Annotated in this window: 31 protein-coding genes and 1 pseudogene; 26 read left to right on the forward strand and 6 right to left on the reverse strand. The window is 28.8% G+C overall.

Annotated elements, in window-relative coordinates:
• Positions 1 to 339: 339 nt before the first annotated feature.
• The 14 genes from HUU89_RS12400 (at position 340) to HUU89_RS12455 (ending at position 11,391) form a co-directional block, all read left to right on the forward strand.
• Entirely contained in the window at positions 340 to 1,098 is a 759-nt protein-coding gene (locus HUU89_RS12400; RefSeq protein WP_032091149.1) for a TatD family hydrolase, read from the forward strand.
• Positions 1,099 to 1,109: 11 nt separating this feature from the next.
• Positions 1,110 to 2,039 carry a G5 domain-containing protein gene (locus tag HUU89_RS12405; protein ID WP_119362479.1) on the forward strand — a complete coding sequence of 310 codons (930 nt, stop codon included), beginning with the start codon at positions 1,110 to 1,112 and terminating at the stop codon, positions 2,037 to 2,039.
• Positions 2,040 to 2,088: 49 nt separating this feature from the next.
• Positions 2,089 to 2,703 carry an RpiB/LacA/LacB family sugar-phosphate isomerase gene (locus tag HUU89_RS12410; protein ID WP_175301925.1) on the forward strand — a complete coding sequence of 205 codons (615 nt, stop codon included), beginning with the start codon at positions 2,089 to 2,091 and terminating at the stop codon, positions 2,701 to 2,703.
• Positions 2,704 to 2,817: 114 nt separating this feature from the next.
• Positions 2,818 to 4,680 carry a tRNA uridine-5-carboxymethylaminomethyl(34) synthesis enzyme MnmG gene (gene mnmG / locus HUU89_RS12415; RefSeq protein WP_147579790.1) on the forward strand — a complete coding sequence of 621 codons (1,863 nt, stop codon included), beginning with the start codon at positions 2,818 to 2,820 and terminating at the stop codon, positions 4,678 to 4,680.
• A gap of 2 nt (positions 4,681 to 4,682) precedes the next feature.
• Positions 4,683 to 5,387 carry a 16S rRNA (guanine(527)-N(7))-methyltransferase RsmG gene (gene rsmG / locus HUU89_RS12420; RefSeq protein ID WP_022000792.1) on the forward strand — a complete coding sequence of 235 codons (705 nt, stop codon included), beginning with the start codon at positions 4,683 to 4,685 and terminating at the stop codon, positions 5,385 to 5,387.
• Between the two features lie 9 nt (positions 5,388 to 5,396).
• Entirely contained in the window at positions 5,397 to 6,170 is a 774-nt protein-coding gene (gene noc, locus HUU89_RS12425; protein ID WP_119362482.1) for a nucleoid occlusion protein, read from the forward strand.
• A gap of 9 nt (positions 6,171 to 6,179) precedes the next feature.
• On the forward strand, positions 6,180 to 6,974 hold the full coding sequence (locus HUU89_RS12430) for an HAD family hydrolase (RefSeq protein WP_175301926.1): 795 nt from the start codon (positions 6,180 to 6,182) through the stop codon (positions 6,972 to 6,974).
• Positions 6,975 to 7,033: 59 nt separating this feature from the next.
• Positions 7,034 to 8,356, forward strand: coding sequence for a glycoside hydrolase family 32 protein (locus HUU89_RS12435; RefSeq protein WP_175301927.1), 1,323 nt, complete (start codon positions 7,034 to 7,036; stop codon positions 8,354 to 8,356).
• A complete protein-coding gene (locus tag HUU89_RS12440) occupies positions 8,340 to 8,645 on the forward strand; it encodes a cysteine-rich small domain-containing protein (protein ID WP_032091157.1) in 306 nt (101 codons plus the stop codon). The genes HUU89_RS12435 and HUU89_RS12440 overlap by 17 nt, the downstream gene beginning before the upstream one ends.
• A gap of 63 nt (positions 8,646 to 8,708) precedes the next feature.
• Positions 8,709 to 9,068, forward strand: a complete 360-nt coding sequence (locus HUU89_RS15130) for an MATE family efflux transporter (protein WP_254697778.1) — start codon at positions 8,709 to 8,711, stop codon at positions 9,066 to 9,068.
• 44 nt (positions 9,069 to 9,112) lie between these two features.
• On the forward strand, positions 9,113 to 9,256 hold the full coding sequence (locus HUU89_RS15135; protein WP_317992347.1) for a polysaccharide biosynthesis C-terminal domain-containing protein: 144 nt from the start codon (positions 9,113 to 9,115) through the stop codon (positions 9,254 to 9,256).
• Between the two features lie 101 nt (positions 9,257 to 9,357).
• Positions 9,358 to 9,972, forward strand: coding sequence for an MATE family efflux transporter (locus tag HUU89_RS15140; RefSeq protein WP_254697779.1), 615 nt, complete (start codon positions 9,358 to 9,360; stop codon positions 9,970 to 9,972).
• Positions 9,973 to 10,093: 121 nt separating this feature from the next.
• A complete protein-coding gene (locus HUU89_RS12450; RefSeq protein WP_032091158.1) occupies positions 10,094 to 10,870 on the forward strand; it encodes a Cof-type HAD-IIB family hydrolase in 777 nt (258 codons plus the stop codon).
• Between the two features lie 11 nt (positions 10,871 to 10,881).
• Positions 10,882 to 11,391 (forward strand): pyridoxamine 5'-phosphate oxidase family protein, encoded by a 510-nt coding sequence (locus HUU89_RS12455; protein WP_175301928.1) that lies wholly within the window; start codon positions 10,882 to 10,884, stop codon positions 11,389 to 11,391.
• 21 nt (positions 11,392 to 11,412) lie between these two features.
• Here the strand turns inward: HUU89_RS12455 and HUU89_RS12460 are convergent, their stop codons facing one another.
• The 4 genes from HUU89_RS12460 to HUU89_RS12475 all read right to left on the reverse strand — a co-directional run bounded on the left by HUU89_RS12460 (position 11,413) and on the right by HUU89_RS12475 (position 14,735).
• Complete coding sequence (locus tag HUU89_RS12460; protein ID WP_217498489.1) at positions 11,413 to 12,846, reverse strand: 6-phospho-beta-glucosidase; 1,434 nt, start codon at positions 12,844 to 12,846, stop codon at positions 11,413 to 11,415.
• 14 nt (positions 12,847 to 12,860) lie between these two features.
• Entirely contained in the window at positions 12,861 to 13,100 is a 240-nt protein-coding gene (locus HUU89_RS12465) for a SemiSWEET transporter (protein ID WP_032091161.1), read from the reverse strand.
• Between the two features lie 133 nt (positions 13,101 to 13,233).
• On the reverse strand, positions 13,234 to 14,061 hold the full coding sequence (locus HUU89_RS12470) for a MurR/RpiR family transcriptional regulator (protein ID WP_175301929.1): 828 nt from the start codon (positions 14,059 to 14,061) through the stop codon (positions 13,234 to 13,236).
• A gap of 26 nt (positions 14,062 to 14,087) precedes the next feature.
• A complete protein-coding gene (locus HUU89_RS12475; protein ID WP_175301930.1) occupies positions 14,088 to 14,735 on the reverse strand; it encodes a cyclic nucleotide-binding domain-containing protein in 648 nt (215 codons plus the stop codon).
• A gap of 81 nt (positions 14,736 to 14,816) precedes the next feature.
• Here HUU89_RS12475 and HUU89_RS12480 point away from each other — a divergent pair, with 81 nt between their 5' ends.
• The gene (locus HUU89_RS12480) at positions 14,817 to 15,236 is read left to right on the forward strand and encodes a DMT family transporter (protein WP_022000803.1); all 420 of its coding nucleotides are present in this window, start codon (positions 14,817 to 14,819) and stop codon (positions 15,234 to 15,236) included.
• On the forward strand, positions 15,233 to 15,670 hold the full coding sequence (locus HUU89_RS12485) for a DMT family transporter (RefSeq protein WP_032091164.1): 438 nt from the start codon (positions 15,233 to 15,235) through the stop codon (positions 15,668 to 15,670). The genes HUU89_RS12480 and HUU89_RS12485 overlap by 4 nt, the downstream gene beginning before the upstream one ends.
• 12 nt (positions 15,671 to 15,682) lie before the next feature.
• Here HUU89_RS12485 and HUU89_RS12490 read toward each other — a convergent pair whose 3' ends face one another.
• Positions 15,683 to 15,958 carry a GIY-YIG nuclease family protein gene (locus HUU89_RS12490; protein WP_032091165.1) on the reverse strand — a complete coding sequence of 92 codons (276 nt, stop codon included), beginning with the start codon at positions 15,956 to 15,958 and terminating at the stop codon, positions 15,683 to 15,685.
• Positions 15,930 to 16,442 (reverse strand): deoxyuridine 5'-triphosphate nucleotidohydrolase, encoded by a 513-nt coding sequence (locus HUU89_RS12495; protein WP_175301931.1) that lies wholly within the window; start codon positions 16,440 to 16,442, stop codon positions 15,930 to 15,932. The genes HUU89_RS12490 and HUU89_RS12495 overlap by 29 nt, the downstream gene beginning before the upstream one ends.
• Positions 16,443 to 16,602: 160 nt before the next feature.
• Here HUU89_RS12495 and trhA point away from each other — a divergent pair, with 160 nt between their 5' ends.
• The 10 genes and pseudogenes from trhA (at position 16,603) to HUU89_RS12540 (ending at position 24,943) form a co-directional block, all read left to right on the forward strand.
• Positions 16,603 to 17,268 (forward strand): PAQR family membrane homeostasis protein TrhA, encoded by a 666-nt coding sequence (gene trhA / locus HUU89_RS12500; protein WP_117347692.1) that lies wholly within the window; start codon positions 16,603 to 16,605, stop codon positions 17,266 to 17,268.
• A 251-nt stretch (positions 17,269 to 17,519) separates the two neighbouring features.
• Positions 17,520 to 19,697: an anaerobic ribonucleoside-triphosphate reductase gene (nrdD, locus tag HUU89_RS12505; protein ID WP_175301932.1), complete on the forward strand. Its 2,178-nt coding sequence runs from the start codon at positions 17,520 to 17,522 to the stop codon at positions 19,695 to 19,697.
• A 2-nt stretch (positions 19,698 to 19,699) separates the two neighbouring features.
• On the forward strand, positions 19,700 to 19,990 hold the full coding sequence (locus HUU89_RS14785) for an aldo/keto reductase (RefSeq protein ID WP_317992346.1): 291 nt from the start codon (positions 19,700 to 19,702) through the stop codon (positions 19,988 to 19,990).
• Between the two features lie 26 nt (positions 19,991 to 20,016).
• Positions 20,017 to 20,493, forward strand: a pseudogene (locus tag HUU89_RS15145) (aldo/keto reductase).
• 92 nt (positions 20,494 to 20,585) lie between these two features.
• Positions 20,586 to 21,128: a hypothetical protein gene (locus tag HUU89_RS12515; RefSeq protein WP_119362499.1), complete on the forward strand. Its 543-nt coding sequence runs from the start codon at positions 20,586 to 20,588 to the stop codon at positions 21,126 to 21,128.
• Positions 21,129 to 21,211: 83 nt separating this feature from the next.
• A complete protein-coding gene (nrdG, locus tag HUU89_RS12520) occupies positions 21,212 to 21,766 on the forward strand; it encodes an anaerobic ribonucleoside-triphosphate reductase activating protein (RefSeq protein ID WP_032091169.1) in 555 nt (184 codons plus the stop codon).
• A gap of 70 nt (positions 21,767 to 21,836) precedes the next feature.
• The gene (locus tag HUU89_RS12525; protein ID WP_175301933.1) at positions 21,837 to 22,451 is read left to right on the forward strand and encodes a CDP-alcohol phosphatidyltransferase family protein; all 615 of its coding nucleotides are present in this window, start codon (positions 21,837 to 21,839) and stop codon (positions 22,449 to 22,451) included.
• Positions 22,448 to 23,308: a phosphatidylserine decarboxylase gene (locus HUU89_RS12530; protein WP_119364304.1), complete on the forward strand. Its 861-nt coding sequence runs from the start codon at positions 22,448 to 22,450 to the stop codon at positions 23,306 to 23,308. The genes HUU89_RS12525 and HUU89_RS12530 overlap by 4 nt, the downstream gene beginning before the upstream one ends.
• A gap of 2 nt (positions 23,309 to 23,310) precedes the next feature.
• On the forward strand, positions 23,311 to 24,078 hold the full coding sequence (locus HUU89_RS12535) for a ParA family protein (RefSeq protein WP_175301934.1): 768 nt from the start codon (positions 23,311 to 23,313) through the stop codon (positions 24,076 to 24,078).
• The gene (locus HUU89_RS12540) at positions 24,071 to 24,943 is read left to right on the forward strand and encodes a ParB/RepB/Spo0J family partition protein (RefSeq protein WP_032091171.1); all 873 of its coding nucleotides are present in this window, start codon (positions 24,071 to 24,073) and stop codon (positions 24,941 to 24,943) included. The genes HUU89_RS12535 and HUU89_RS12540 overlap by 8 nt, the downstream gene beginning before the upstream one ends.
• Positions 24,944 to 25,001: the final 58 nt, after the last annotated feature.

Genomic DNA, 25,001 nt, shown 5'->3' on the forward strand with positions numbered 1-25,001 from the left:
AAGGTGGAGTACTTCGTTTATCAGTTCCTAAATCTGATATGAAACAAATTGAAAATACTTCTACAATAAGTATTGAATAATATGAAATGAGAAATCCTACGGGATTTCTTTTTTTTGTATCATAAATTTAAAAAGTGGGCATATATTATAATGAGCATATCATAAAATATCATATTTATAAGCATATATTTGTTTAAATCCTAAAAATTGACAAGATATATTTTTATTCATTCAAAAAAGTGTTGATAAAATGAAGGAAAAATATTTCCGGATAGGAGTATTTTTTTAGAAATTTGACAAAATAAAGATATTTTGTTAGTATTCACCGGGGTGAGATTTATGTACTTTGATACACATTGTCATTTAAATAGTGAACAATTATATGAAAATAGAGATGAATTTATTAAACATGCTTTAGACAATCAAGTAGAAATGATGGTTGTTGTAGGGTATGATCTTGAGTCTTCCAAAAAGGCAGTTGAAATTGCTAAAGAGCATTCCTTTATCTATGCTGCTGTAGGTATTGGACCTAATGACTGTTTAAACACAACTACTCAAGATTTACAAATCATCGATGAGTACTTAAACGAACCAAAGGTCGTAGCACTTGGTGAAATTGGATTGGATTATTATTGGGATGATGTTCCTAGCGATAAACAAAAAGAAATTTTTCAACAACAAGTTGATCTTGCTAAAAAACATCAAAAACCAATTATTATTCATTGCAGAGATGCTTATGAAGATACTTATGAAGTGCTTAAAAGAAATGGACATCCAGGAATTATGCATTGTTATAGTGGATCAGTGGAAATGGCTAAAAGATTTATTGATTTAGGTTTTTATATTTCTTTAGCTGGACCAGTCACTTTTAAAAATGCAAGAGTTCCTAAAGATGTGGCAGAAAAAATAGGTTTAGAGCATTTATTAATTGAAACCGACTGTCCTTATTTAACACCACATCCATATCGTGGTAGTTTAAATGAGCCTGCAAATGTTGTGTATATTGCCCAGGAAATAGCGAAGCTAAAGAACATGGAGATAGAAAGCGTTGCAAGTCAGACAACGTTTAATGCTAAAAAAGTATTTGGCATTAAATAGGAGGAAAATTAATGAAAACAATTAAACAAATCATTTCAGATGCAGACCCCCGACTGAAAGGGGTATTAATGATTATGATTGTCTATGTAATGGTTATGGCTACAACTGTTACATCAGGCGCAACTCAAGAAATTAAAGGTTATAAAGAAACTATTGAAATTCAGTATCAAGATGGTAGTCAAGAAGCTAAAGATTATTTAGTTAGACAAGATACTGTTAAAAATGTATTAAAAGAATTAGATGTAAACTTAGGAACTAAAGATACAGTTAATAAAGATATGGCTTATATTGTACAAAGTAAAGATCTACTTCAAGTCAATCGTATTAGCGAAGAAGAAGTAGAAGAAATACAGTATGTTGATTCTCAAACGATTGAAACAACAGGTTTACATTTATTTACAACAGAAGTTGTTCAACAAGGACAACGAGGACAAATTAATAATAAAGTGAAAGTCACTTATGAAAATGGTAAAATCGTCAAAAAAGAATTGTTATCAAGTGAAGTTGTAACTGAAAAAACAGATACGATTATTGCACATGGGACAATTCAACCTGGGGCTTATTTTACTGGAAAACTGACAACTTATGGTGGCGATTGTGCAGGAGGAAATGGAACTTCATCATCAGGGATTTCTTTATCACCAACAACTGGTGTTAAAGGAAGTCATAGTGCAAAGTTAAGTTATAAAGGTGGAAGTTATTATTGTTTAGCAGCAGATCCATCTATTCCTTTTGGAACAATTATTAAGATTACAAATCACAACTTAGGTATTGAATCAACAGCGTATGGTATTGTTGTTGATAGAGGTGGAGCTATTAAGAAAAATCATATTGATATTTTTAATGGAACAGAAGCTGGCAAATACTTTAAAGGTGGTACGTCAAATAATACACAATTTGAAATCGTATCTGTTGGTAGTGGCAAGAATTTTTGGAAATAGATAACAAGTATATCTCAAATGAGGTATACTTTTTTTGTGGGGTGATGATATGAAAATAGGTGTTATTCAAGCTTCGTCGCAAATAGAAAAAAATACTATTTTATATGAATGTACAAAAGATTATGGGGAAGTTATTAATTTTGGTTGCTTTGAAGATGAAGAAAATTATTCCTATGTTGAAATTGCTTTAGGAATTTGTTTGTTGATTTCAAGCCAAGCGGTAGATTTTATAGTGACAGGATGTTCTTCAGGACAAGGAATGATGATTGCTTGTAATAGTCTACCAAATTTAATTTGTGGCTATTTACCAACACCACAGGATGCTTATTTATTTGGAAGAATCAATGATGGTAATGTGGCTTCTTTACCATTAGGTCTTAACTATGGATGGGCTGGTGAAATTAATTTAAAAGCAACTCTCCAACAATTATTTGAAGAACCTTTTGGAATAGGGTATCCTTTAAAAGATGCAAAGCGAAAACAAGAAGATACAAAGAAAATAAAAGCTTTAAATCAATTATGTAAAAAAGATATTATTGAGTTTTTAAATGAAATCGATTCATCATTCATTAATAAAGTTTTATCTAAAAAGAATGTGATCGATTATATTTTAGAACAAGGAAAAGATCAAAGAATAAAACAATGGATTTTAAACAGGAGGTAATCCTGTTTTTTTATGAAAAAAGAGTGATAAAACGTACGAAACTCATCTTTTTTCCTCGTCAAAAAAGCAATGTTGGTGTACAATGGAAAAGAATTGAAAGGGAGTGTAAGTGATATGTATGACGTAATAGTTGTCGGAGGGGGACATGCTGGAATTGAAGCCAGTTTAGCACCTTCAAGAATGGGATTAAAAACATTACTTGTCACATCAAATATAAATAATATTGGGTCAATGCCATGTAATACTTCTATTGGTGGACCTGCTAAAGGAATCATTGTAAGAGAAATCGATGCTCTTGGTGGACAAATGTCTAAAACAGCAGATAAGACTTACTTACAAATGAAAATGTTAAATACCGCTAAAGGACCAGGTGTCCAATCTTTAAGAGCACAAGCTGATAAAAAAGCATATCCTCGTTATATGCAAAAAGTGGTTAAGGAACAAGAAAACCTCGATTTAATTGAAGGAATGGTTGAAGATTTAGTTGTTGAAGATCAAACAGTTAAAGGAGTTATTCTTGATGATGGAACAACTTATTTATCGAAAACTGTTATTCTAACAACAGGTACTTATTTAAAAGCAGAAATTCTTGTTGGACATAGTAAACATGCTAGTGGACCAGATCAACAAAAAGAATCAAAATTCTTATCTGGAAAATTAAAAGATTACGGATTTAGAATTCAAAGATTAAAAACAGGAACACCACCACGTGTTGAAATCAATAGTATAGATTATTCAAAAACATCATTACAACCAGGAACAGATGCAAAACTAGCCTTTAGTTTTACCACAGATGAATATGTTCCTATTGAAAAACAAACACCATGTTATCTAACTTATACAAATGAAACAACACATAAAATCATTCATGATAATCTAGAAAAATGTGCAATGTATAGTGGACTTGTTAAAGGAATTGGACCACGTTATTGTCCATCCATTGAAGATAAAGTTGTTAAATTCTCAGATAAACCTCAACATCAAATCTTCTTAGAACCTGAATCAAAAGAAATGAATTCAATCTATGTACAAGGTTTTTCAACATCTATGCCACATGATATTCAAGAACAAATGATTCGTACTTTACCAGGATTAGAAAACTGTACAATCTTAAAATATGCTTATGCGATTGAATATGATGCGATTGATCCATTACAATTATGGCCATCACTTGAAACCAAAGTCATTAAAAACTTATTTACTGCTGGGCAAATCAATGGAACAAGTGGTTATGAAGAAGCTGCTGGACAAGGTTTAATGGCAGGTATCAATGCAACACTTAAAGTAAGAAATGAAGCACCTCTTGTCTTAAAAAGAGATGAAGCTTATATTGGTGTCATGATTGATGATCTTGTTACTAAAGGAACAAAAGAACCTTATCGTATGCTTACATCAAGAGCGGAATATCGTTTATTAATTAGACATGATAATGCTGATGAAAGACTTTATGATTATAGTCATAAAATTGGACTTGTTAAAGATAAAGAATATCAAAGATATCAAAATAAAATGAAAGGGATCTATGATGAAATTGAACGTTTAAGTACTATTCGTTTTACCCCAAAAGATGATATCAATGAAATGTTGGAACAAAACAATTCTTCGCATTTAAAAGAAGGGGTTTCTGCAAAAGAACTTATTACAAGACCTGAAATCACTTATGATATGATGTTACCTTATATTGATGCACCTGAATTAAGTGAGGAACAAAGAAGAAGAATTACTATTTTAATTAAATATGCAGGATATATTGAAAAAGCTAAAAGACAAGCGCAAAAACAAATCAAAATGGAAGAAAAACATATTCCAGAAGATATTGATTATGAAGATGTTAAAAACCTAGCTTTAGAAGCAAAACAAAAATTATCAGAAATTAGACCACTTACCATTGGTCAAGCTTCTCGTATATCAGGAATCAATCCTGCAGATATTTCAGTTTTATTAATTTATTTAAAACAAAAATATAACGGAGAATAAGAATGAATGAATTAGAATTTCAAAATATACTTAAAGAAAAAGGAATCGAAGTAAGTGAACATCAACTTCAACAATTTCAAAAATATTATGAAATCTTAGTTGAATGGAATGAAAAAATGAATCTTACAGCAATTACGGATAAAGAAGATGTTTATTTAAAACATTTCTATGATTCAATTACGATTGCTTTTGATTTTGATTTCAATAATCAAACCTTGATTGATGTAGGAGCTGGTGCTGGTTTTCCCTCAGTTCCTTTAAAAATCCTTTATCCAAATTTAAAGATTACAATCGTTGATTCCTTAAATAAAAGAATTACTTTCTTAAATCATTTATTTAAAGAACTGGAATTAGATAACTGTCAAGCAGTGGCTGCACGTGCAGAAGAATACGCTAAAGATCATCGTGAAAGTGTTGATATCGTGATGGCAAGAGCGGTAGCACGTTTAAATATTCTTGATGAACTTTGTTTACCACTTGTTAAAAAGAATGGTTATTTCTTATCTTTAAAAGGAAGACAAGCACCAGAAGAAGTAAAAGAAGCTAAAAAAGGTATTCAATTATTAGGTGGACAAATAGAAAGTACACATGATTTTACACTTGCAAATCATGATGATTTTAGAAGTAATATTATTATTAAAAAAGTAAAAGAAACACCAAAGAAGTATCCAAGAATGTTTTCTAAAATAAAAAAGAGTCCATTGTAGGAGGGTATCATGTTTAATAATAAATTAAAAAATATAGATATTAATAAAATACAAGCAAATGAGAATCAGCCAAGAACTGTTTTTAATGAAGAAAAAATTGAAGAATTAGCTGCTTCTATTGAAGAAAATGGTTTAATACAACCTATAGTTGTAAGAAAAGTAAATGGAATTTACCAAATTATTGCAGGTGAAAGAAGATATCGTGCTTGTTGTTCTTTAAATATGAAACAAGTACCATGTATTATTGAAGATTATGATGATAAACAAACACAAACACTTGCTATTATTGAAAATATTCAAAGAGAAGACTTATCACCATTAGAAGAAGCAAAAGCTTATCAAGCTTTAATTAAAGAATATGGTTATAGTCAAACAGAGCTTGCAGATATTGTTGGTAAAAAACAATCAACGATTGCGAATAAATTAAGATTATTAAAATTAAGTGATGATGTTCAATTTTCTTTAAATCAAAAACAAATAACAGAAAGACATGCTAGAGCAATGCTTTCATTAAATGAAGAAAAACAACAAGAAGTCTTAAGAGAAGTTTTAAAGAAAAAACTAACAGTAGCTGATACAGAAAGACTTATTAAAAAAGAACCAAAACCTAAAAAGAAAAAAGCATCAGCCGATGTTAAAAAAACAATTTCAAGAAATGTGAAAATTGCTTTAAATACATTACAACAAGCAATTGGAATGATTGAAAAAACAGGAACATCACTTCAACAAGAAACAGAAGATTTAGAAGATGAATATGTTATTACAATTAGAATACATAAGTAGAGGGTTAAGATGAAGTTACTAGCAACAGATATGGATGGAACATTTCTAAGAGATGATAAATCCTACAGTGAAGAATTTAATGATTTATATAAACAAATGTTAAAAAAAGATATACAATTTGTCATTGCATCAGGAAATCAATATGAAGCATTAGTTTGTAAATTTGATGATGATATTAAAGATGATCTTTATTATCTTTGTGAAAATGGAACAAAGATTGTCTATCGAGGAGATGTTATTTATAAACATTGTTTAGAAACTGATGATTATCAACATGCATTAAATATTTTAAAAGAAGATGAAGAATGTATGTTAGTTGTATCAGGAGTAAAGCATGCTTATATTTTAAAGAAGTTTGAAGATAGAAAAGATTTTATTACATTATTTATTAAAAATATTGTTTTTGTAGACTCATTTGATGAAATAGATGATGAAATATTAAAATTTTCAGTTGCTAACTTTGATGGTAAAATTGAAGATAGACTTGAAGTGATCAAGAAAAGGATAAATCCTAAATTTAGAGTTGTAACCACAGGAAATGTTTGGTTTGATATTTTTTATAAGACAATTAATAAAGGAACTTCCTTACAACATCTTCTAGATTTGTTAGGAATATCTAATGAAGAATCAGGAGCCTTTGGCGATCAAATGAATGATTATGAAATGTTACAAACAGTAAAATATGGTTATGCGATGGCTAATGCCATGCCACCTGTTAAAGAGGTTGCTTATCAAGTGATTGATAGTAATGAAAATGATGGCGTTATTTTAAAAATAAAAGAAATCTTAAAAGGTAACTATTAAACAATGCGTAAGCATTGTTTTTTTTGTATAATAAAGACGTTAAAACAAGGAGGAAGACTATGAAACCAAAATTACATTTTACAGCCCCTTATCATTGGATCAATGATCCAAATGGACTTATTTATTATAAAGGAAACTATCATATCTTTTATCAACATTTCCCATATGATAATAAATGGGGAACAATGCATTGGGGACATGCTATTACAAAAGATTTTGTCAATTTTGAACATCTTCCAATTGCTTTATATCCATCTAAAGATTTTGATAGAAATGGATGTTTTTCAGGATCAGCAATTGAAATTGATGGCCAACTTTATCTTTATTATACAGCTATTAAATACGCTAAAGAAAATCCAAGTAATGTACATAATCAATATAGTGATGATGATTTAAGAGCCTCACAAGCACTCGTTGTAAGTAGTGATGGAATTCATTTTGATAATGTTAAAAATAAAAAACAAATCATTCCCATGATTCAAGAAGCTTATCTTGGAGATTATCGTCATACCAGAGATCCTAAAGTATGGAAAAAACAAGATGGAAAATATGCCATGGTCATTGGTAGTAAAGTCGCTTATGAAGATGACTATTGTGGAAAAGCTCTTTTTTATGAAAGTGAAGATGGAATTCATTTTGAATATAAAAACAGCTATCAAGAACCAACTATTGGAAATATGTGGGAATGTCCAGATGTCTTTAAAATCAATAATCAATTCTTTATGATTTTCTCACCAGAAAATACAGATCTACCACCAAAACCAAATAGTAATGCGCGTTATATGCCGATTGATTTTGAGGAAGATACACTTACTATTAAAGAGCATGGTGATTGGCCTTACTTAGATCATGGTTTAGATTTCTATGCACCACAAACGTTCTTATCAAAAGATAATGAAAGAATTTTACTTGGTTGGCTTAGAATGAGAAAACCAGTTCAAGGAGAAGAATGGGTTGGGATGTTTATTATGCCAAGAGTTTTAAAAGAAAAAGAGGGTAAGATTATTCAAGAACTTTATCCTGAAATTAAAAATTCATTTAATCAAGAAATTCAAGATATTTCATTTGATCAACCATTCCAATTAAAGACAACACTTAATAAGGATAGTTCTTTAAATCTTGGTGGTTTTAAAATTGATATTCAAGATGATTGTCTCCATTTAAATAGAGAAGAAGTCTCTATTCAAGAAAATAAAGTATGTAATGATGTTATTTCACCTAAATTACAAGGACATTATGATATTGAACTTTATTATGATCATCATGTTTTTGAAATCTATATTAATGGTGGTGAATATGTGATGTCACAAGTTGTTTATGATTTAAATGATCAAGTTGTTATTCAAAATACAGAGTATAAAGTCTATGTCAGATCATTATAAATTCTTTAGTCATAAACAATGTGAGTATTATCCTTGTCATCAATTAGATGAAATTAATTGTTTGTTTTGTTATTGTCCATTATATATTTTAAAAGATTGTAAAGGTCATTATAAAATGATAGGAAATATTAAAGATTGTAGTGGATGTACTTTACCACATCAAAAAGAAAACTATGATTATATTATTTCTCGTTATCAAGATGTTGTAAAAGCTTTTCAATTACTTGACAATAAAGATACAAATGATAAGATAAAAGCACCAGAGGGTATTGAAGACAATGCTGGATAAGGTTTAGACCTTATCCAATTTTTTTTATGAGGAAATTATGGAACAAAGACTTTTAAAGCATTAATGATATTTGCTTTACCTTATATGTTTTCAAACTTATTACAAGTATTATATGGGTCGGCAGATTTATTTGTTGTAGGACAATTTGGACATACCTTTGATGTCTCAGGAGTTTCGATAGGAAGTCAAACGATGGCTTTAATTACTAATCTTATTTTAGGACTTACTACAGGGGTTACGGTTTTATTAGGACAATATCTAGGAAGTAAATCTTATCGAGATTTATCGAAAATGATTGGTGGAGCTATTGTTTTATTTTTAATCATTGCTTTAGGTTTAACTTTTGTGATGTTGTATTTTAATAATGAAATTACACTTTTAATGAATACACCAAAAGAAGCTATTGAAGCAACGAAAAGCTAATTAAGTATATTATCTTTATTGTCGGATATAATGTTGTCAGTAGTATTTTAAGAAGATTAGGGGATAGTAAAACACCTTTATTGTTTGTTTTTATTGCGTGTATCATTAATATTATTGTTGATTTTGTTTTAGTAGGATATTTTCATTTGGGAACAAAAGGGGCTGCCATTGCCACTGTATCAGCATAAGAGTTTTCTTTTCTCTTTGCATTAGTTTATTTATGTAAAAAAGGAATTGGTTATTCTTTTATAAAGAAGATATTTGTTTTTCAAAATATATTCAAAAGATAATGCAAATAGGTTTTCCTTTGGAATTACAAAGTGTACTTGTTAATATATCATTGATTATTGTTAATCAAATGGGCTTAATTGCTTCTGCTTCTTTAGATGTTGTTGGAAAATTAATGGAATTTTTAATGTTACCAGCCATTGCCTTAGGAAGTGCTTTAACTTCTCTTATTGCTTTAAATGTAGGAGCTAAACAATATAAGCGTGCTAAACAAACATTAAAGTATGCAATCATGATATCTCTTGCCTTCGCAATTGTTGTAACAACGATTTGTGAAATCGATGGAACAATACTTACGCGTATTTTTACCAATAATCAAGATGGTATTAAAAATGGTGCCTTGTATTTAAAAACGTATTCTATTGATTGTTTACTTACAAGTTTTTTATTCTGTATTAATGGGTATTTAAATGGTTACGAAAGAACTGTCTTTACGATGGTACATAGTTTAGTAGCAACTTTTGTTGGAAGAATTCCTTTAACTTTATTATTTTCTAAAATACCAAACGTAACATTATTCCATATGGGAATTGCAGCCCCATTATCTACAATGATTTCTTTAGTAATGATCTTTATTTATTTTAAGAAAACAAAATTTGATAAAGTTAAACAGTAAGAAGTTACATTATTACTTATAAAAAAGAAATATTTTATTTTTTTTGTAACAATATATCTTTTTTATAAATTCTATTGCTTAGTTTATTTTGAATCTTTATGATTAAAGATAGGTGATGAAAATGATTAAAGCGATATTTTTAGATATTGATGGAACATTGATTTCGGGGAAAAGACCTTCTATAAAAAAAGAAGTGATTGAAGGATTAAAACAAGTAAGGAAAAAAGGAATTCAATTGTTTATAGCCAGTGGAAGACATATGTTAGAGCTAGAAGAACTAAAACTTGTTGAACAGTTTGAATTTGATGGCTATCTTTTATTAAATGGTGGCTATTGTACAATAGGTTCACAAATTATTTATGATAATAAAATACCTCAAGAGGATTTAAAAGAAATTGTAAAGATTGTAAAAGAAAACAATTATCCTTGTTTATTTATTGAGAGCAATCAAATGTATATTACTCATGTAAATCAAAGAGTCATAGATGCTCAAGCATCTATTTCAACAATGATTCCACCAATAAGTAATCAAATCAATATAGATAACATTTACCAAGTAGATCCTTATGTAGATGAAAAAGGAATAAAAGAAATTATAAAAAATACCAAACATGTCAAAGTCACAAAATGGCATGACTATGCCTATGATATTGTTCCCAAAACAGGTGGGAAAGCAGCGGCTATTCAAGCTGTTTCAAAACATTTTGGTTATCAAAAAGAAGAATTAATGGCTTTTGGTGATGGACATAATGATATTGAAATGTTAGATGTCGTAGGTTATCCTATTGTGATGGAAAATGGCAGTGATGAAGTAAAACAACATGCATGTTATATTTGTGATGATGTTGAAAAAGAAGGAATTTTAAAAGGATTAAAACATTTTAATCTTATTGACTAGGAGAAAAGAGTATGAGAAGAAAAGATAGAGAAATTACTGATTTTGATGAAATGATGAAAATTATTGCAAAGTGTGATACATGTCGTTTAGTACTATTTGATGATGAATTTCCTTATATCGTTCCTTTAAACTTTGGAACAGATGTAGAAGAAGGACAACTTTATCTATATTTTCATAGTGCCAAAGTAGGAACAAAACTTGATTTAATAAGAAAAAATAATAAAGTTACTTTTGAAATGGATTGTGAACATAATATTATTATGTATGATGAAAGAATGTCATGTACAATGGGGTATGAAAGTGTCATTGGACATGGTATTGTAGAATTTGTTGAAGATGAAAATAAGATTAATGCGTTAAAAATCTTAATGAGACATTATCATGAAGAAGATTTTAAATTCAATGAAAAAGTCGCAAAAGTAACAGAAGTTTTCCGTGTTAAAGTGCTCGATATGACAGGTAAACGAAGAGATAATATTCATCCTGAAGAAAAAGTAAAAAGACATATCTCACTAGATTAAAAGGGCTTGTAATTAGCCCTTTTAATCTAGTTCTTCACCATTAGAAGCAATAACTTTCTTATACCAATCATAAGAATCTTTTTTGCTCCTTTCTAATGTTCCATTACCTTCATTATCTCTATCTACATAGATAAATCCGTAACGTTTTTTCATTTCACCTGTTGTAAATGAAACACAGTCAATACATCCCCAAGGAGTATATCCCATTAAATCAACACCATCTTCTTCAACAACTTTTTTCATTTCTTCGATATGAGCTCTTAAGTAATCAATACGATATGGATCATGACAAGAACCATCTTCTTCTTTTACATCAATTGCTCCAAAACCATTTTCTACAATAAACAATGGTTTTTCATATCTTTCATAGAACATATTTAAAGTGTATCTTAATCCTTCTGGATCAATAGCCCATCCCCATGCTGTTTCGTGAATAAAAGGATTTTTAACTGAATGTTTACTTGATCCATCTGTTGTCATAGAAATATCTCTAATGGAATTAGAATCTACAGTATTCGACATATAATAACTAAACCCAATATAATCAACAGTACCTTCAGCTAATGATTTTTTATCTTCTTCAGTGATATCAATATTGAATCCTTTTCTTTCAAACATTTTTAAGGCATAAGCAGGATAATGTCCACGACATTGTACATCACAGAAGAAGAAACGATCATGCATTTGTTGTTGTGCTAATACTTGATCTGCTGGACGACAACTAAATGGATAAATTGGAACCATAGAAATCATATTTCCAATTTTGAAATCAGGATTGATTTCTTTACCTATTTTTACCGCTTTAGCTGAAGCCACTAATGTATGATGTCCACAGATATACATTGCTTCTTCTGGACTATCATAGTCTCCAAAATGAGCTCCACTGTTTGTCCAACCATAAATGTCGTTAATAAAGTTCATTTGGTTATTGATTTCATTGAAAGTCATCCAGTATTTAACTTTGTTTTTATATCTTTTGAAACATACTTCTGCAAATTTAACAAAGAAATCAATTGTTTTACGGTTCATAAATCCACCGTATTCTTTAGCTAAATGATAAGGCATTTCAAAATGTGATAATGTAATAACAGGTTCAATACCATATTTTAATAATTCATCAAAAACATCATCATAGAATTGTAATCCTTCTTCATTAGGTTCTTCTTCATCCCCTAATGGGAAAATTCTTGTCCAAGCAATAGAAGTTCTAAAACATTTAAATCCCATATCCGCAAACATAGCGATATCTTCTTTATAGTGTCCATAGAAATCAATTCCTACATGATTTGGATAATATTTTCCTTCTACAACACCATCAGTGATTTCTCTAGGTACACCATGTGCTCCTGCAGTCATAACATCCGCTACAGAATATCCTTTAGAAGTATTTAATACTCCTCCTTCAAATTGGTGAGCAGCTAACGCTCCACCCCATAAAAAATCTTTTTTTAACATAGTTTTTTCCTCCACTATTTATATTTGATTTTATAAGTTAAAATAATTGAAGCAAAAACAAAAGTAATTGCATTTGCGCCAATCAAATTATAATCTCGTATGTTAATACCATGAATAATCCATAAAAATACTCCTAAAACAAAAGCAACATACATTCCAAGTGAAATGCTTGATGTATCTTTGGTTTTAATAACTTGATATGCTTGTGGTAAAAATGAAATTGTTGTTAAAATGGCAGCGATAGTACCAATCATTTTTGATTCCTCCTTTTCTACAAAACTAAAATAATTTATAAAAAAGAACTTATCAAGTGATAAAGCATACTAAGAAATAACATAACAAAATTATTCTTAAAAGATAAAAAAACAATGTTACATTGTAACATTGTCAACTTTCTTGATTAAAGATATGTCCATAAAGATTATCTAATTCTTTAGAATGTTTTAAATCATTTGATATAAGAATAGTATAAAACAAATCAAAAATATATTTTAAAGAAATATAGAAAATCATGTCTTTTAAACTTTCGAATTCTTCATGGATTATTCCATATAAAACATAAGGTGTTTTTAAAGATAATTCTTTTGCTTGTTTAGATGTAATCACAAGAAAAGGAATCTTTCTTTCTTTTAAAATATCAACTACTCTTAATAAATGCTTATTTTTACCATATTTACTCACAAGTATAATTGTATGATCCCTTTCCACATTAAAACTTAGCCAAAGCTGTTTATCATGATTATGATAAACATTAACAATCTTATTAACACTTGATAATAAATGACTAGCATAATCTCCAATAGTAGAATTTGTATCATTGGCAATAATATCAATATATTTATTTTTAGAAATCATAGAAATTATGTGGTTAAATGTGGTAGAGTCAATATTATCTTTTGTTTGATGAATAATACCACATTCAATTTCTGTAAGTTTATTTTTTACAGAATAAAGGTTTTCATGAGATTGAATATGCATATTAGAAAGATAATACTGATTTAAAAAAGAATGGATATTAAGTTTAAAATCATTATAACTTTCAAAACCTAGCTTTTTAACAAAACGAATAATAGCTGTTGGACTTGTGAATGTTTCTTTAGCAAGTTGATGTGAAGAAAGTAAAGGGATTTCTTCACTATGTTCAAGTATGTATCTAGCAATAAACAAATCATTTTTATTTAATTTATAATCTTTTTCTAACTGTTTTAAAATCATAAAATCACCTCATTTTTATTATAATATTAAAATTGATAAACATCTTCACCTAATAGATTTAAAGCATTTAAATCAATAATTTGATAAGTACCACGTTTAGTTTTCTTTATATATTTCTTATCTAAAAATAATTGAAGAATACGTTGGAGTTGACGATAACTACAACCTATCAATTCAGCAACGACTACAAAATTATCTTGAACAATAGAGTTTTTATGAGAAACAATAAAGTAAGCCGCTAATCTATTTTCAACTGGATAATTTAATGAAATAGACTGATTCTGAGTTGATTTAGAAAGCTTGATGGCAAGATTTTTTGCGATGGTTTTCATAAAGAAAACATCATTCATTAATATTTCATGATATTTAGAAAGGGAAATAGTTGCACAAATACAGTCTTCATAAGCAATCACATTATTAATAATAGGAGATTGAGTGATAAATTCTAAATCACCAATAATAGAGTAGGGACTATTAAAACTGCATAACATACTATTTCCATTCGCATTAATATGGTTTACTTTCACTTTTCCTCTTAAAAGAATATAAATATAATTAAGCTTTTCACCTTGATGTAATAAATATTCGTCTTTATTTAATTTTTTGATTTCAATATATTGATAATTATCAACGTGAAGAATTTCTAATTTTTTTAATTCATTTAAATAATTCATCTAAATCACCATCACCAATATGACATATGTCGTATTTATAATCAAGTTCAATCACTATAATTCTTTCTGGAGGTGATCTTGATGGATTTTGTATTAGCCACATTATGTGGGATTATTGTAACGACAATGAATGTATTTAATGGGCAATTATCAGATTATACAGGGGTCTATTTATCAACAGTTATCATTCATTTAGTTGGTTTAGTTACTTTTTTAATTATTATGAAAATCAAAGATAAGAAAGTTTGTTTTAAAAAACAAATTCCTTTATATATGTATTGTGGAGGATGTATTGGGGTATTAACTGTTATTTTTAATGTTTTTGCGATTGGTAAGATAGGAGCTTCTTTAATGACAGCACTAGGATTATTAGGACAAATGATGACATCTTTGTTGTTAGAAAATAAGGGATGGCTAGCGACATCTATTCGAAAATTAAATATAGGAAAGATCATAGGATTAGCAGTTGTTTGTTTAGGAATAGGAGTGATGTTATTATGATTTCTATTATATTTTCTATTCTATCAGGAGTTACAATTGTTTTAAGCCGTAGTGTCAATGGGATGCTTTCTAAGAAAATGGGAGCTTATCAGGGAACGTTTTATAATTACTTTACAGGCTTTATGACAAGTTTGATTTTAATGCTTGTTTTGATGATTGTTGGTGTTCAACATATAAATATTTCTTTAGATAAAACGAATTTGATGATGTATTTAGGTGGAATCATAGGGGTTTTTAATATCTTGATTTTAAATATTATTGTTCCTAGAATATCACCTGTTATCCTTACTTTATTAAGCTTTATTGGACAACTTGTCAGTGGGATGGTGATTGATGCTTTTGTATATAACATGTTTTCTATTTCAAAAATTTTAGGATGTTTGATTGTTATTGCTGGTTTAGTGATTTATCAATTAAGTGAAGAAAAAGCATAAAAGAAGATCAGTTTAGATCTTCTTTTTGCTTAATATGAGCTTTTCTTTTTCTGATCTTTTTAATTGTTTAATTTGATACTCTCTTTTTAAAGCCTCGCTTTTATGTTCAAAAGTTTCAAAATAAACAAGTTCGACTGGTCTTCTTGCCTTTGTATATTTAGCACCTTTACCAGCGTTATGGGCTTCAATACGCTTTTCTAGCTGATTTGTCCAACCAGTATAAAGTGTTTGATCACGACACCTTACGATATAAACGTAATTATTTTGTTGTTGAGCCAAAGCCACCATTTCTTTCTTCAGTGACATCATCATCTTCAACAATTCCAAATTCAAAGAAAATACCTTGAACCATTCCTTGTCCTACTTTTAAAGAAAGAGATTTATCTTCATTACTATCATTTGTAAGTTTTACAAACATATGACCTTCATTATCACTATTATAATAATCACTATCAATAATACCTACTGTATTATTAAGTTGTAAACGATATTTAAATCCTAAACCACTACGAGGATATAAACCTAATACCCAACCATTTTCAATACGCACACGAATACCTGTAGGAATTTTAATAGTTTGTCCTGGATTTAATTCAAAATCAATAGGACTATAGAAATCATATCCAGCTGATCCTTTTGTGGCACGTTTTGGAAGTTGGATGGAATGATAGATTTCTTCTACTTCTTTTTCATTATATTGAGGAAATGAATCCATGAAATCATTTTTAAATTGGTTATATGATACTTTTTCAAATTTTGCGATTTTTTTCATAATTTTTCTCCTTTTTACTTCTCTATTATAGAGGAAAAAAGAAAACAAGAAAATAAATAATTTCATCACTTGACATAGGGAAATGAGATTGTTATTATATGTGTAAATTATAAGACATAGTATTGAATACTACATAAAATAGTTAAAAGAGGTAATGTGTATGAAAAGAACAAAATTAGATGATCGTGTTTTACCTGTTTATACAAAGGGTGAAGAAATATTTAATATGGTAACTCATATTGTAGGTGGGGCGATGGGAATAGCCGCATTAGTTTTATGTATTATCTTTTGTCATGATGGTTATGGCTTATTTTCAGGGATTGTTTATGGAATTTCGATGATTCTTCTTTATACAATGTCAGCTATCTATCATGGTTTATCACCTAAGCTTAAAGCAAAGAAAGTTTTCCAAATTATGGATCATTGCAGTATCTTTGTATTGATTGCGGGAACTTACACACCGGTTTTACTTTGTTCAATAAGAGAAGTTGATGCTAAATGGGCTTGGATTTTATTTGCAGTCATATGGATCATGACAGTGATTGGAATTACGTTAAATGCAATCGATATTAAAAAATATCAAACTTTTTCAATGATTTGTTATTTAGTGATGGGTTGGTGTATTATTTTTAAAATCAATCTCTTACCACAAGCAATAGGAATGAATGGTATTTGGTTACTTGTTTCAGGAGGACTTGCTTATACAATTGGTGTTATTTTCTATGTATTACAAAATAAGATTAAATATATGCATAGTATTTGGCATTTATGGATTTTAGTTGGTTCTATCTTACATTTTTTATGTATTATCTTATATGTTCTTTAGAATTTATAAAAATCATAAATATATTTTTTACAAAGTCCTTTGTTTATATAAACATTGGATTTTTTTATTTTGTAAAAACGTAAAAGAACTATAAAATCAATATTATTTGTGATAGAATGGATTGGACGTCGAATTATTTTAAGTAAAATAATTCGAAAAAAAGTATGGGCCAATAGAGCATAAAAGTATATTTTTTTTTTTTGATTGGCTATAATACAAATACATAAAAAATACGAAAGGGGATATTTGGCGTGAAAATAATAAAAAGAAATGGGCAAGAAGCAATTTTTGATGAAGTAAAAATTACCAATGCAATTATTGGTGCTAATAAAGAAGTTGTTGAAACAGAAAGACTTTCTGAAGAAGAAATAGATAATATTACAAATGACATTAAATATAAATGTCAAAAAATGAAAAGAGCATTAAGCGTTGAAGAAATTCAAAACTTAGTAGAAGATGAATTAATGAAATTAAATGCTTTTTCTGTTGCCAGAAAGTATATTACATATCGTTTTCAAAGAGCACTAGCAAGACAATCTAATACAACTGATGATCAAATTTTAAGTTTGATTGAATGTGCAAATGAAGAAGTTAAACAAGAAAACTCTAATAAAAACCCTACAGTAAATAGTGTACAAAGAGATTATATGGCTGGAGAAGTTAGTAAAGATTTAACAAGAAGAATTTTACTTCCAGAAGATATTGTAAAAGCACATGATGAAGGATTGATTCATTTCCATGATGCTGATTATTTCTCTCAACATATGCATAACTGTGATTTAGTAAATCTAGAAGATATGTTACAAAATGGAACAGTTATTTCAGAAACAATGATTGAAAAACCAAAGAGTTTTTCTACTGCATGTAATGTAGCTACTCAAATTATTGCTCAAGTAGCAAGTTCTCAATATGGGGGACAAAGTATTACATTATCTCATTTAGCACCATTTGTTGATGTAAGTAGACAAAAATTTAGAAAAGAAGTTAAAGAAGAATTTGAAACTATTGGTTTAGAATTAGATGATGAAAAAATCAATGCTTTAGCTGAAGAACGTTTGAAAAAAGAAATTACTAAAGGGGTACAAACAATTCAATATCAAGTTGTTACTTTAATGACAACAAATGGACAAGCACCATTTATTACTGTCTTCATGTATTTAAATGAAGTACCTGAAGGACGTTTAAGAGATGACCTTGCTATGATCATTGAAGAAACACTTAAACAAAGAATGAAAGGTGTTAAAAATGAAAAAGGTGTTTATATTACACCAGCATTCCCTAAATTAATCTATGCTTTACAAGAAAACAATATTGAACCTAATAGTCAATATTATTATTTAACAGAACTTGCTGCAAGATGTTCAGCAAAACGTTTAGTTCCTGATTATATTTCTGAAAAAGTAATGAAAGAATTAAAAGTTGATCAAAATGGAAATGGTCAATGTTATCCATCAATGGGATGTAGATCTTTCTTAACACCTTATATTGATGAAAATGGTAAACCAAAATACTATGGACGTTTCAATCAAGGAGTTGTGACAATCAACTTAGTTGATGTGGCTTGTTCATCAAAAAGAGATATGAACAAATTCTGGCAAATCTTTGATGAAAGATTAGATTTATGTTATAGAGCTTTAATGTGCAGACATGAACGTTTAAAAGGAACACCTAGTGATGTAGCTCCTATTTTATGGCAACACGGAGCATTGGCTCGTCTTAAAAAAGGTGAGACAATTGATAAATTATTATACGGTGGTTATTCAACAATTTCTCTTGGATATGCTGGATTATATGAATGTGTTAAATATATGACAGGTAAATCACATACAGATCCAAGTGCAACACCATTTGCAATCGAAGTGATGCAACATTTAAATGACGCATGTGCAAAATGGAAAGAAAAAGAAAATATTGATTTTTCACTTTATGGAACACCAATTGAATCAACAACTTATAAATTTGCAAAATGTTTACAAAAACGTTTTGGTAAAATTGAAGGTGTTACAGATAAAAACTATATTACAAACAGTTATCATATCCATGTAACAGAACATATTAACGCCTTTGATAAATTAACATTTGAATCTCAATTCCAAAAATTATCACCAGGTGGAGCTATTTCTTATGTAGAAGTTCCAGATATGCAAGATAATATTGATGCGGTATTAGCAGTTATGAAACATATTTATAATAATATTATGTATGCTGAATTAAATACAAAGAGTGATTATTGTATGGCTTGTGGATATGATGGAGAAATCCAAATTGAAAAAGATGAAAATGGTAAACTTATTTGGGTATGTCCAAACTGTGGAAATAAAAACCAAGATATGATGTCTGTTGCTAGACGTACATGTGGTTATATTGGAACACAATTCTGGAATCAAGGAAGAACACAAGAAATCAAAGAACGTGTATTACACTTATAGAGATGAAATTTTCATCTCTTTTTTTCTATTTATTAACCAAAAACCAAAGAATGGAAAATGGTAAACAAGTTGTTGATGGAAATCTTGAAGGTATTAAAAAATCTTTAGAGGGTTCTCTTGAAAGATTAAAAACAGATTATATTGATTTGTATTATTTACATCGCGTTGATCCTAATATACCAATTGAAGATATTGCGTATTTAATGAAGGATTTTATTAAACAAGGGAAAATCAAACATTGGGGATTATCAGAAGCAAAAATTGAAACCAAGCCCATGCAATATGTTCTTTAACAGCCGTAGAGAGTGAATATTCAATGATGTGGAGAGAACCAGAAGATAAGCTTATTCCTTTACTTGAAGAACTAGGTATTGGTTTTGTTCCTTTTGCTCCATTATGTAAAGGATTTTTAAGTGATGCTTATGATAAAAATGGTTTTCATGCAAAATTAAATGCACCAAGATTTAGTGAAGAAGCGCTTAAAAAGAATCAAGTAGTTGTTGATTTAGTTAATAAAATTGCAAAAGAAAAAAAGGCAACAGTTGCATAAATTTCTTTGGCTTGGGTATTAGCACAAAAAGATTTTATTGTACCTATTCCAGAAACAACAAAGTTGGAAAGATTAAAAGAAAATATTAAAGCAACCGAAATCAAATTTACAAAAGCAGAAGTTGAATCAATGAATCAAGCATTATCTCAAATGGATATCGAAAGTAGAAGATTTGAACCAAGTTCTGATTTTGAAAAAAGAGTTGGTTTATATAAAGGCGAGATATTCTCGCTTTTTTTGTTATGAAAAAAATTTAATGAATTGATAAATTTGTAAAAATATGTCGATTATATCTAAAAAATATGTAATACTGAAAGAAGTGAGGAAAGGAGAATAAGGTGAAAGATATTTATTTATTACTAACAAAATCAGATACTTTTATTTCTAAAGCAATTTATTTAATGACGCAAGACAGTTATACACATATTTCTATCTCTTTTGAAGAAAATTTACAACCGATGTATAGTTGTGCTAGAAAATATACTTACTCTCCAATTCCTGCAGGAATTAGAAATGAGTCATTTGAAAAGGGATTCTATAATAAAAATCAACATATTCCTTGTGCATTATATAAACTTACTGTTAAGAAAGAGATATATTATAAGGCAAAATTTATTTTAGAATCTATTTTAAATCATTCTCAAGATTATAAATATAATTTAATGGGATTGATTTTATGTAAATTGGAAGTTCCTTATCGTAGAAATCATTATTATTTCTGTTCAGAATTTGTAAGTGAAATCTTGGCTTATAGTCAAGCTATAGAATTACCTAAGCTTCCTTGTTTAATGAAACCATCGGATTATTTATTATTTGAAGAATTAGAGTGTTTATATCAAGGAAATATTGGAGAACTTATAAAATATAGAGGTTTATGTTAAAGGATGATACATCCTTTTTATTATATCAATAGAATCTATAAAGAATTGTTGTATAATAGGAAAATATGAAAAGAGGAATTGAAATGAATTATGCAGAAATTAAGAATTTTGATATCGCTAATGGCTTAGGAGTTAGAGTTTCTTTATTTGTATCAGGATGCACGCATCACTGTAAGAATTGTTTTAATCAAATGACATGGGATTTTAAATATGGAAAAGAGTTTAATCAAGAAGTAGAAGATTTAATTATTGATTATTTAAAACCAGAACATATAACAGGATTGTCTTTACTTGGAGGAGAACCAATGGAACCAAGTAATCAAAGAGCGTTATTACCGTTTATTAAAAGAGTAAAAGAACTTTATCCACAAAAGGATATTTGGTGTTATACAGGTTATCTCTTTGATCAAGAACTTTTAAGTGAAAGTCGAGCAAGATGTGAAGTAACTGATGAATTGTTATCTTATATCGATGTTCTAGTAGATGGTAAGTTTATTGAAGAACTTAAAGATTTAAGTTTAAAGTTTAGAGGATCGTCTAATCAAAGAATTATAGATGTTAAACAAAGTTTAGAAAAAGATGAAATTATTTTATATAAAGATTTGAATGAAAATAGAAATTTTCAAAAATATGAATAAGACGATATACACTACATAATTAGATAAAATTATGCTATAATATTTTCGTTAATTATAGAGGGAGTAGAATATGATAGGATTTTATAGTTATACTGTCATTCTTACATATTTATCATTAGTTTTTGCAATGGTAGGAATCCACTTATCAGTCATTGGACTTTACCAATGGTCATTTATTTGTTTAATGATGTGTGGTATTTGTGATACCTTCGATGGAATGGTCGCAAGAAGTAAGAAAAATCGTACAGAAGAAGAAAAGAAGTTTGGGATTCAAATAGATTCTTTATGTGATCTTATTTCTTTTGGTGTTTTTCCAGCAATACTAGGATATAATTTAGGATTATCTTCAGTAGGATGGCTTGCTATTGAAATACTTTATGTATTAGCAGCAGTTATTCGTTTAGCTTATTTTAATGTTACTGAAGAAACAAGACAGCAACAAACAACAGAAAAAAGAAAGTATTATCAAGGTTTACCAGTTACAACTTCAGCCTTTATTTTACCTTTTGCATTTGCTTTAAGATATGTTATTTTTGGTTTAGATTACTTATATGGAACTTTAATGTTAATTACAGGTATTTTATTTGTTGTTGATTTTAAAGTGCCAAAATTAAAAGGGAAAGGAATTATTGCACTTGGTGTTCTAGTTGTTATTGAACTTGTGCAAATTCTTTGTTTTTCATGATTAAAGATCGTCAAGGACATATCGTTAAAGAATTAGAGGGTCAAAATAAATTATTAAAAAAATTATATAGCACATCTGCTGGTAGATGTGCTTTAAAAATCTTAGTATCACCATTTGTTACACACTTAGGTGGTTTATATATGTCTTCACCATTTTCAAAGACAAGTATTTCTTCGTTTATTAAAAACAATGATATTGATATGAGTCAATATGAAGAAAAGAAATATAAAAGTTATAACGATTTCTTTACAAGAAGAATAAAGGATGGTCAAAGACCATTTGACAATTCTAAAGATGTATTGATGGCACCTGCTGATAGTAAACTTACTTACTATCCAATAAATGATGATACGATTTTAGAAATCAAGGATACAAAATACCAATTAAAAGATTTATTACAAGATGAAACATTGGCTAAAGAATATGATGGTGGAATATGTCTTGTATTTCGTTTAGCTGTTGATGATTATCATCGTTATAGTTATGTAGATGATGGTCAAATTGTTTCCCATAAGAAAATCAAAGGTATTTTTCATACTGTTAATCCTATCGCAAATGATTATTATCCTATATACAAAATGAATAGTAGAGAGTACACTGTGATTGATTCAAATAACTTTGGTAGAATGATTCAAATGGAAGTAGGAGCAATGATGGTTGGTAAAATTGTCAATTATAAACATAGTATTGCTACTAAAGGAGAAGAAAAAGGTTATTTTGAATTTGGTGGATCGACAGTTGTAATGATTTTGAAAAAAGATACTGTCAAAATAGATGATGATATTATAAATAATTCTAGTGAGAACATTGAAACAAGAGTATTACTAGGACAAACGATAGGACATAAAGGGGTGTAAAGATGTCGAAGGTTATAGCAATTACAAATCAAAAGGGTGGTGTTGGTAAAACAACGACAAGCGTTAATTTATCAGCTGCACTTGCGAAGATGAATTATAAAGTGTTACTTATAGATATGGATGCTCAAGCAAATGCAACACAAGGTATTGGTATCGATAGAGATTATATTGAATTATCAACATATCATGTTTTAACAGGAGAAGTTGGTTTAGAAAAAGTAATTCAACATTCTTATATTGAAAATCTAGATGTTGCACCAGGAGAAATAGATTTAGCAGGGATAGATTTAGAATTAGCACATGTAAAACAAGGAAGAGAAGTGCGTTTAAAACAATCATTAGATAAAATTAAAGATTATTATGACTTTGTTTTTATTGATTGTCCACCAGCCCTTGGTTTATTAAATACAAATGCATTAACTTCATGTGATACAGTACTTATCCCAGTACAATGTGAATACTATGCACTTGAAGGTTTAACACAATTGTTAAATACAATTAAATTAACTCAAAATCATTTTAATAAAAAACTTTCTATTGAAGGTTTATTATTAACAATGTTAGATCAACGTACAAATTTAGGATTGGAAGTTTCTCAAGAAGTAAGAAAGTATTTTAAAGAAAAAGTTTATAAAACTGTTATTCCAAGAAATATTAAATTATCTGAAGCACCAAGTGCAGGAATCTGTATTTTTGATTATGATGGATCTTCTGTTGGGGCTCAAGCTTATAAAGAACTTGCAAAGGAAGTGTTGAGTAGAAATGGCTGAGAAAAAGAAAAAATTAAATAAAGGATTAGATGCTATTTTTGGTGGAGATATTACATCATTAATTGATGATATTGAACATAATACACCTGAAAGTAGTCAAGAAAAAATCAAATTAGATGAAATTAGACCTAATCCTTATCAACCAAGAAAAGTATTTGATGAACAAGCTTTAAATGAACTTGCTTTATCAATTCAAGAACATGGTATTTTCCAACCAGTAATTTTAAAGAAATCTGTTCAAGGATATGAAATTGTTGCTGGTGAAAGAAGATGCCGTGCAGCAAGAATGGCACATTTAGCAGAAGTTCCAGCAATTATTGTTGATTTTAGTGATCAACAAATGATGGAAATTGCTTTATTAGAAAATATTCAAAGAGAAGATTTAAATGCCATCGAAGAAGCACAAGCTTATCAAACGATGATGGAAAAACTTAAACTTACACAAAATGAATTAGCTAAACGTATTGGAAAATCAAGAACACATATTACAAATACACTTAGATTATTGAACTTACCTGAAAAGATTCAAGAATATGTATTAGATGGTTCTTTATCAATGGGACATGCAAGAGCTTTAATTACATTGGATAAAGAAAGAGCATTAAAGATTGCTAAAAGAGTTATTGATGAAAAGTTATCTGTTAGAGATGTTGAAAATATTGTGAAAGGCTTTGAACTTCAAGAAGCTAGAAAGAATAAACCTAAGGTTGAAAAATCTAAAGAATATCAATATGTTGAAGGATTACTTAGAAAAAAATATCGTACGAGAATCAAAGTAGATGATAAGTCTATTACAATTAAATACTCTGACACAGATGATTTAAATAGATTATTAGAATTAATGGGTGTTATTGAAGAAAGTTAAAACGGCTCCATGTCAATAGTGGAGGGGCTTAAGAGATAGCGAAAGCTATCTCTTTTCT

The organism is Faecalibacillus sp. H12, from assembly GCF_013361255.1.
Taxonomy (GTDB): domain Bacteria; phylum Bacillota_I; class Bacilli_A; order Erysipelotrichales; family Coprobacillaceae; genus Faecalibacillus; species Faecalibacillus intestinalis.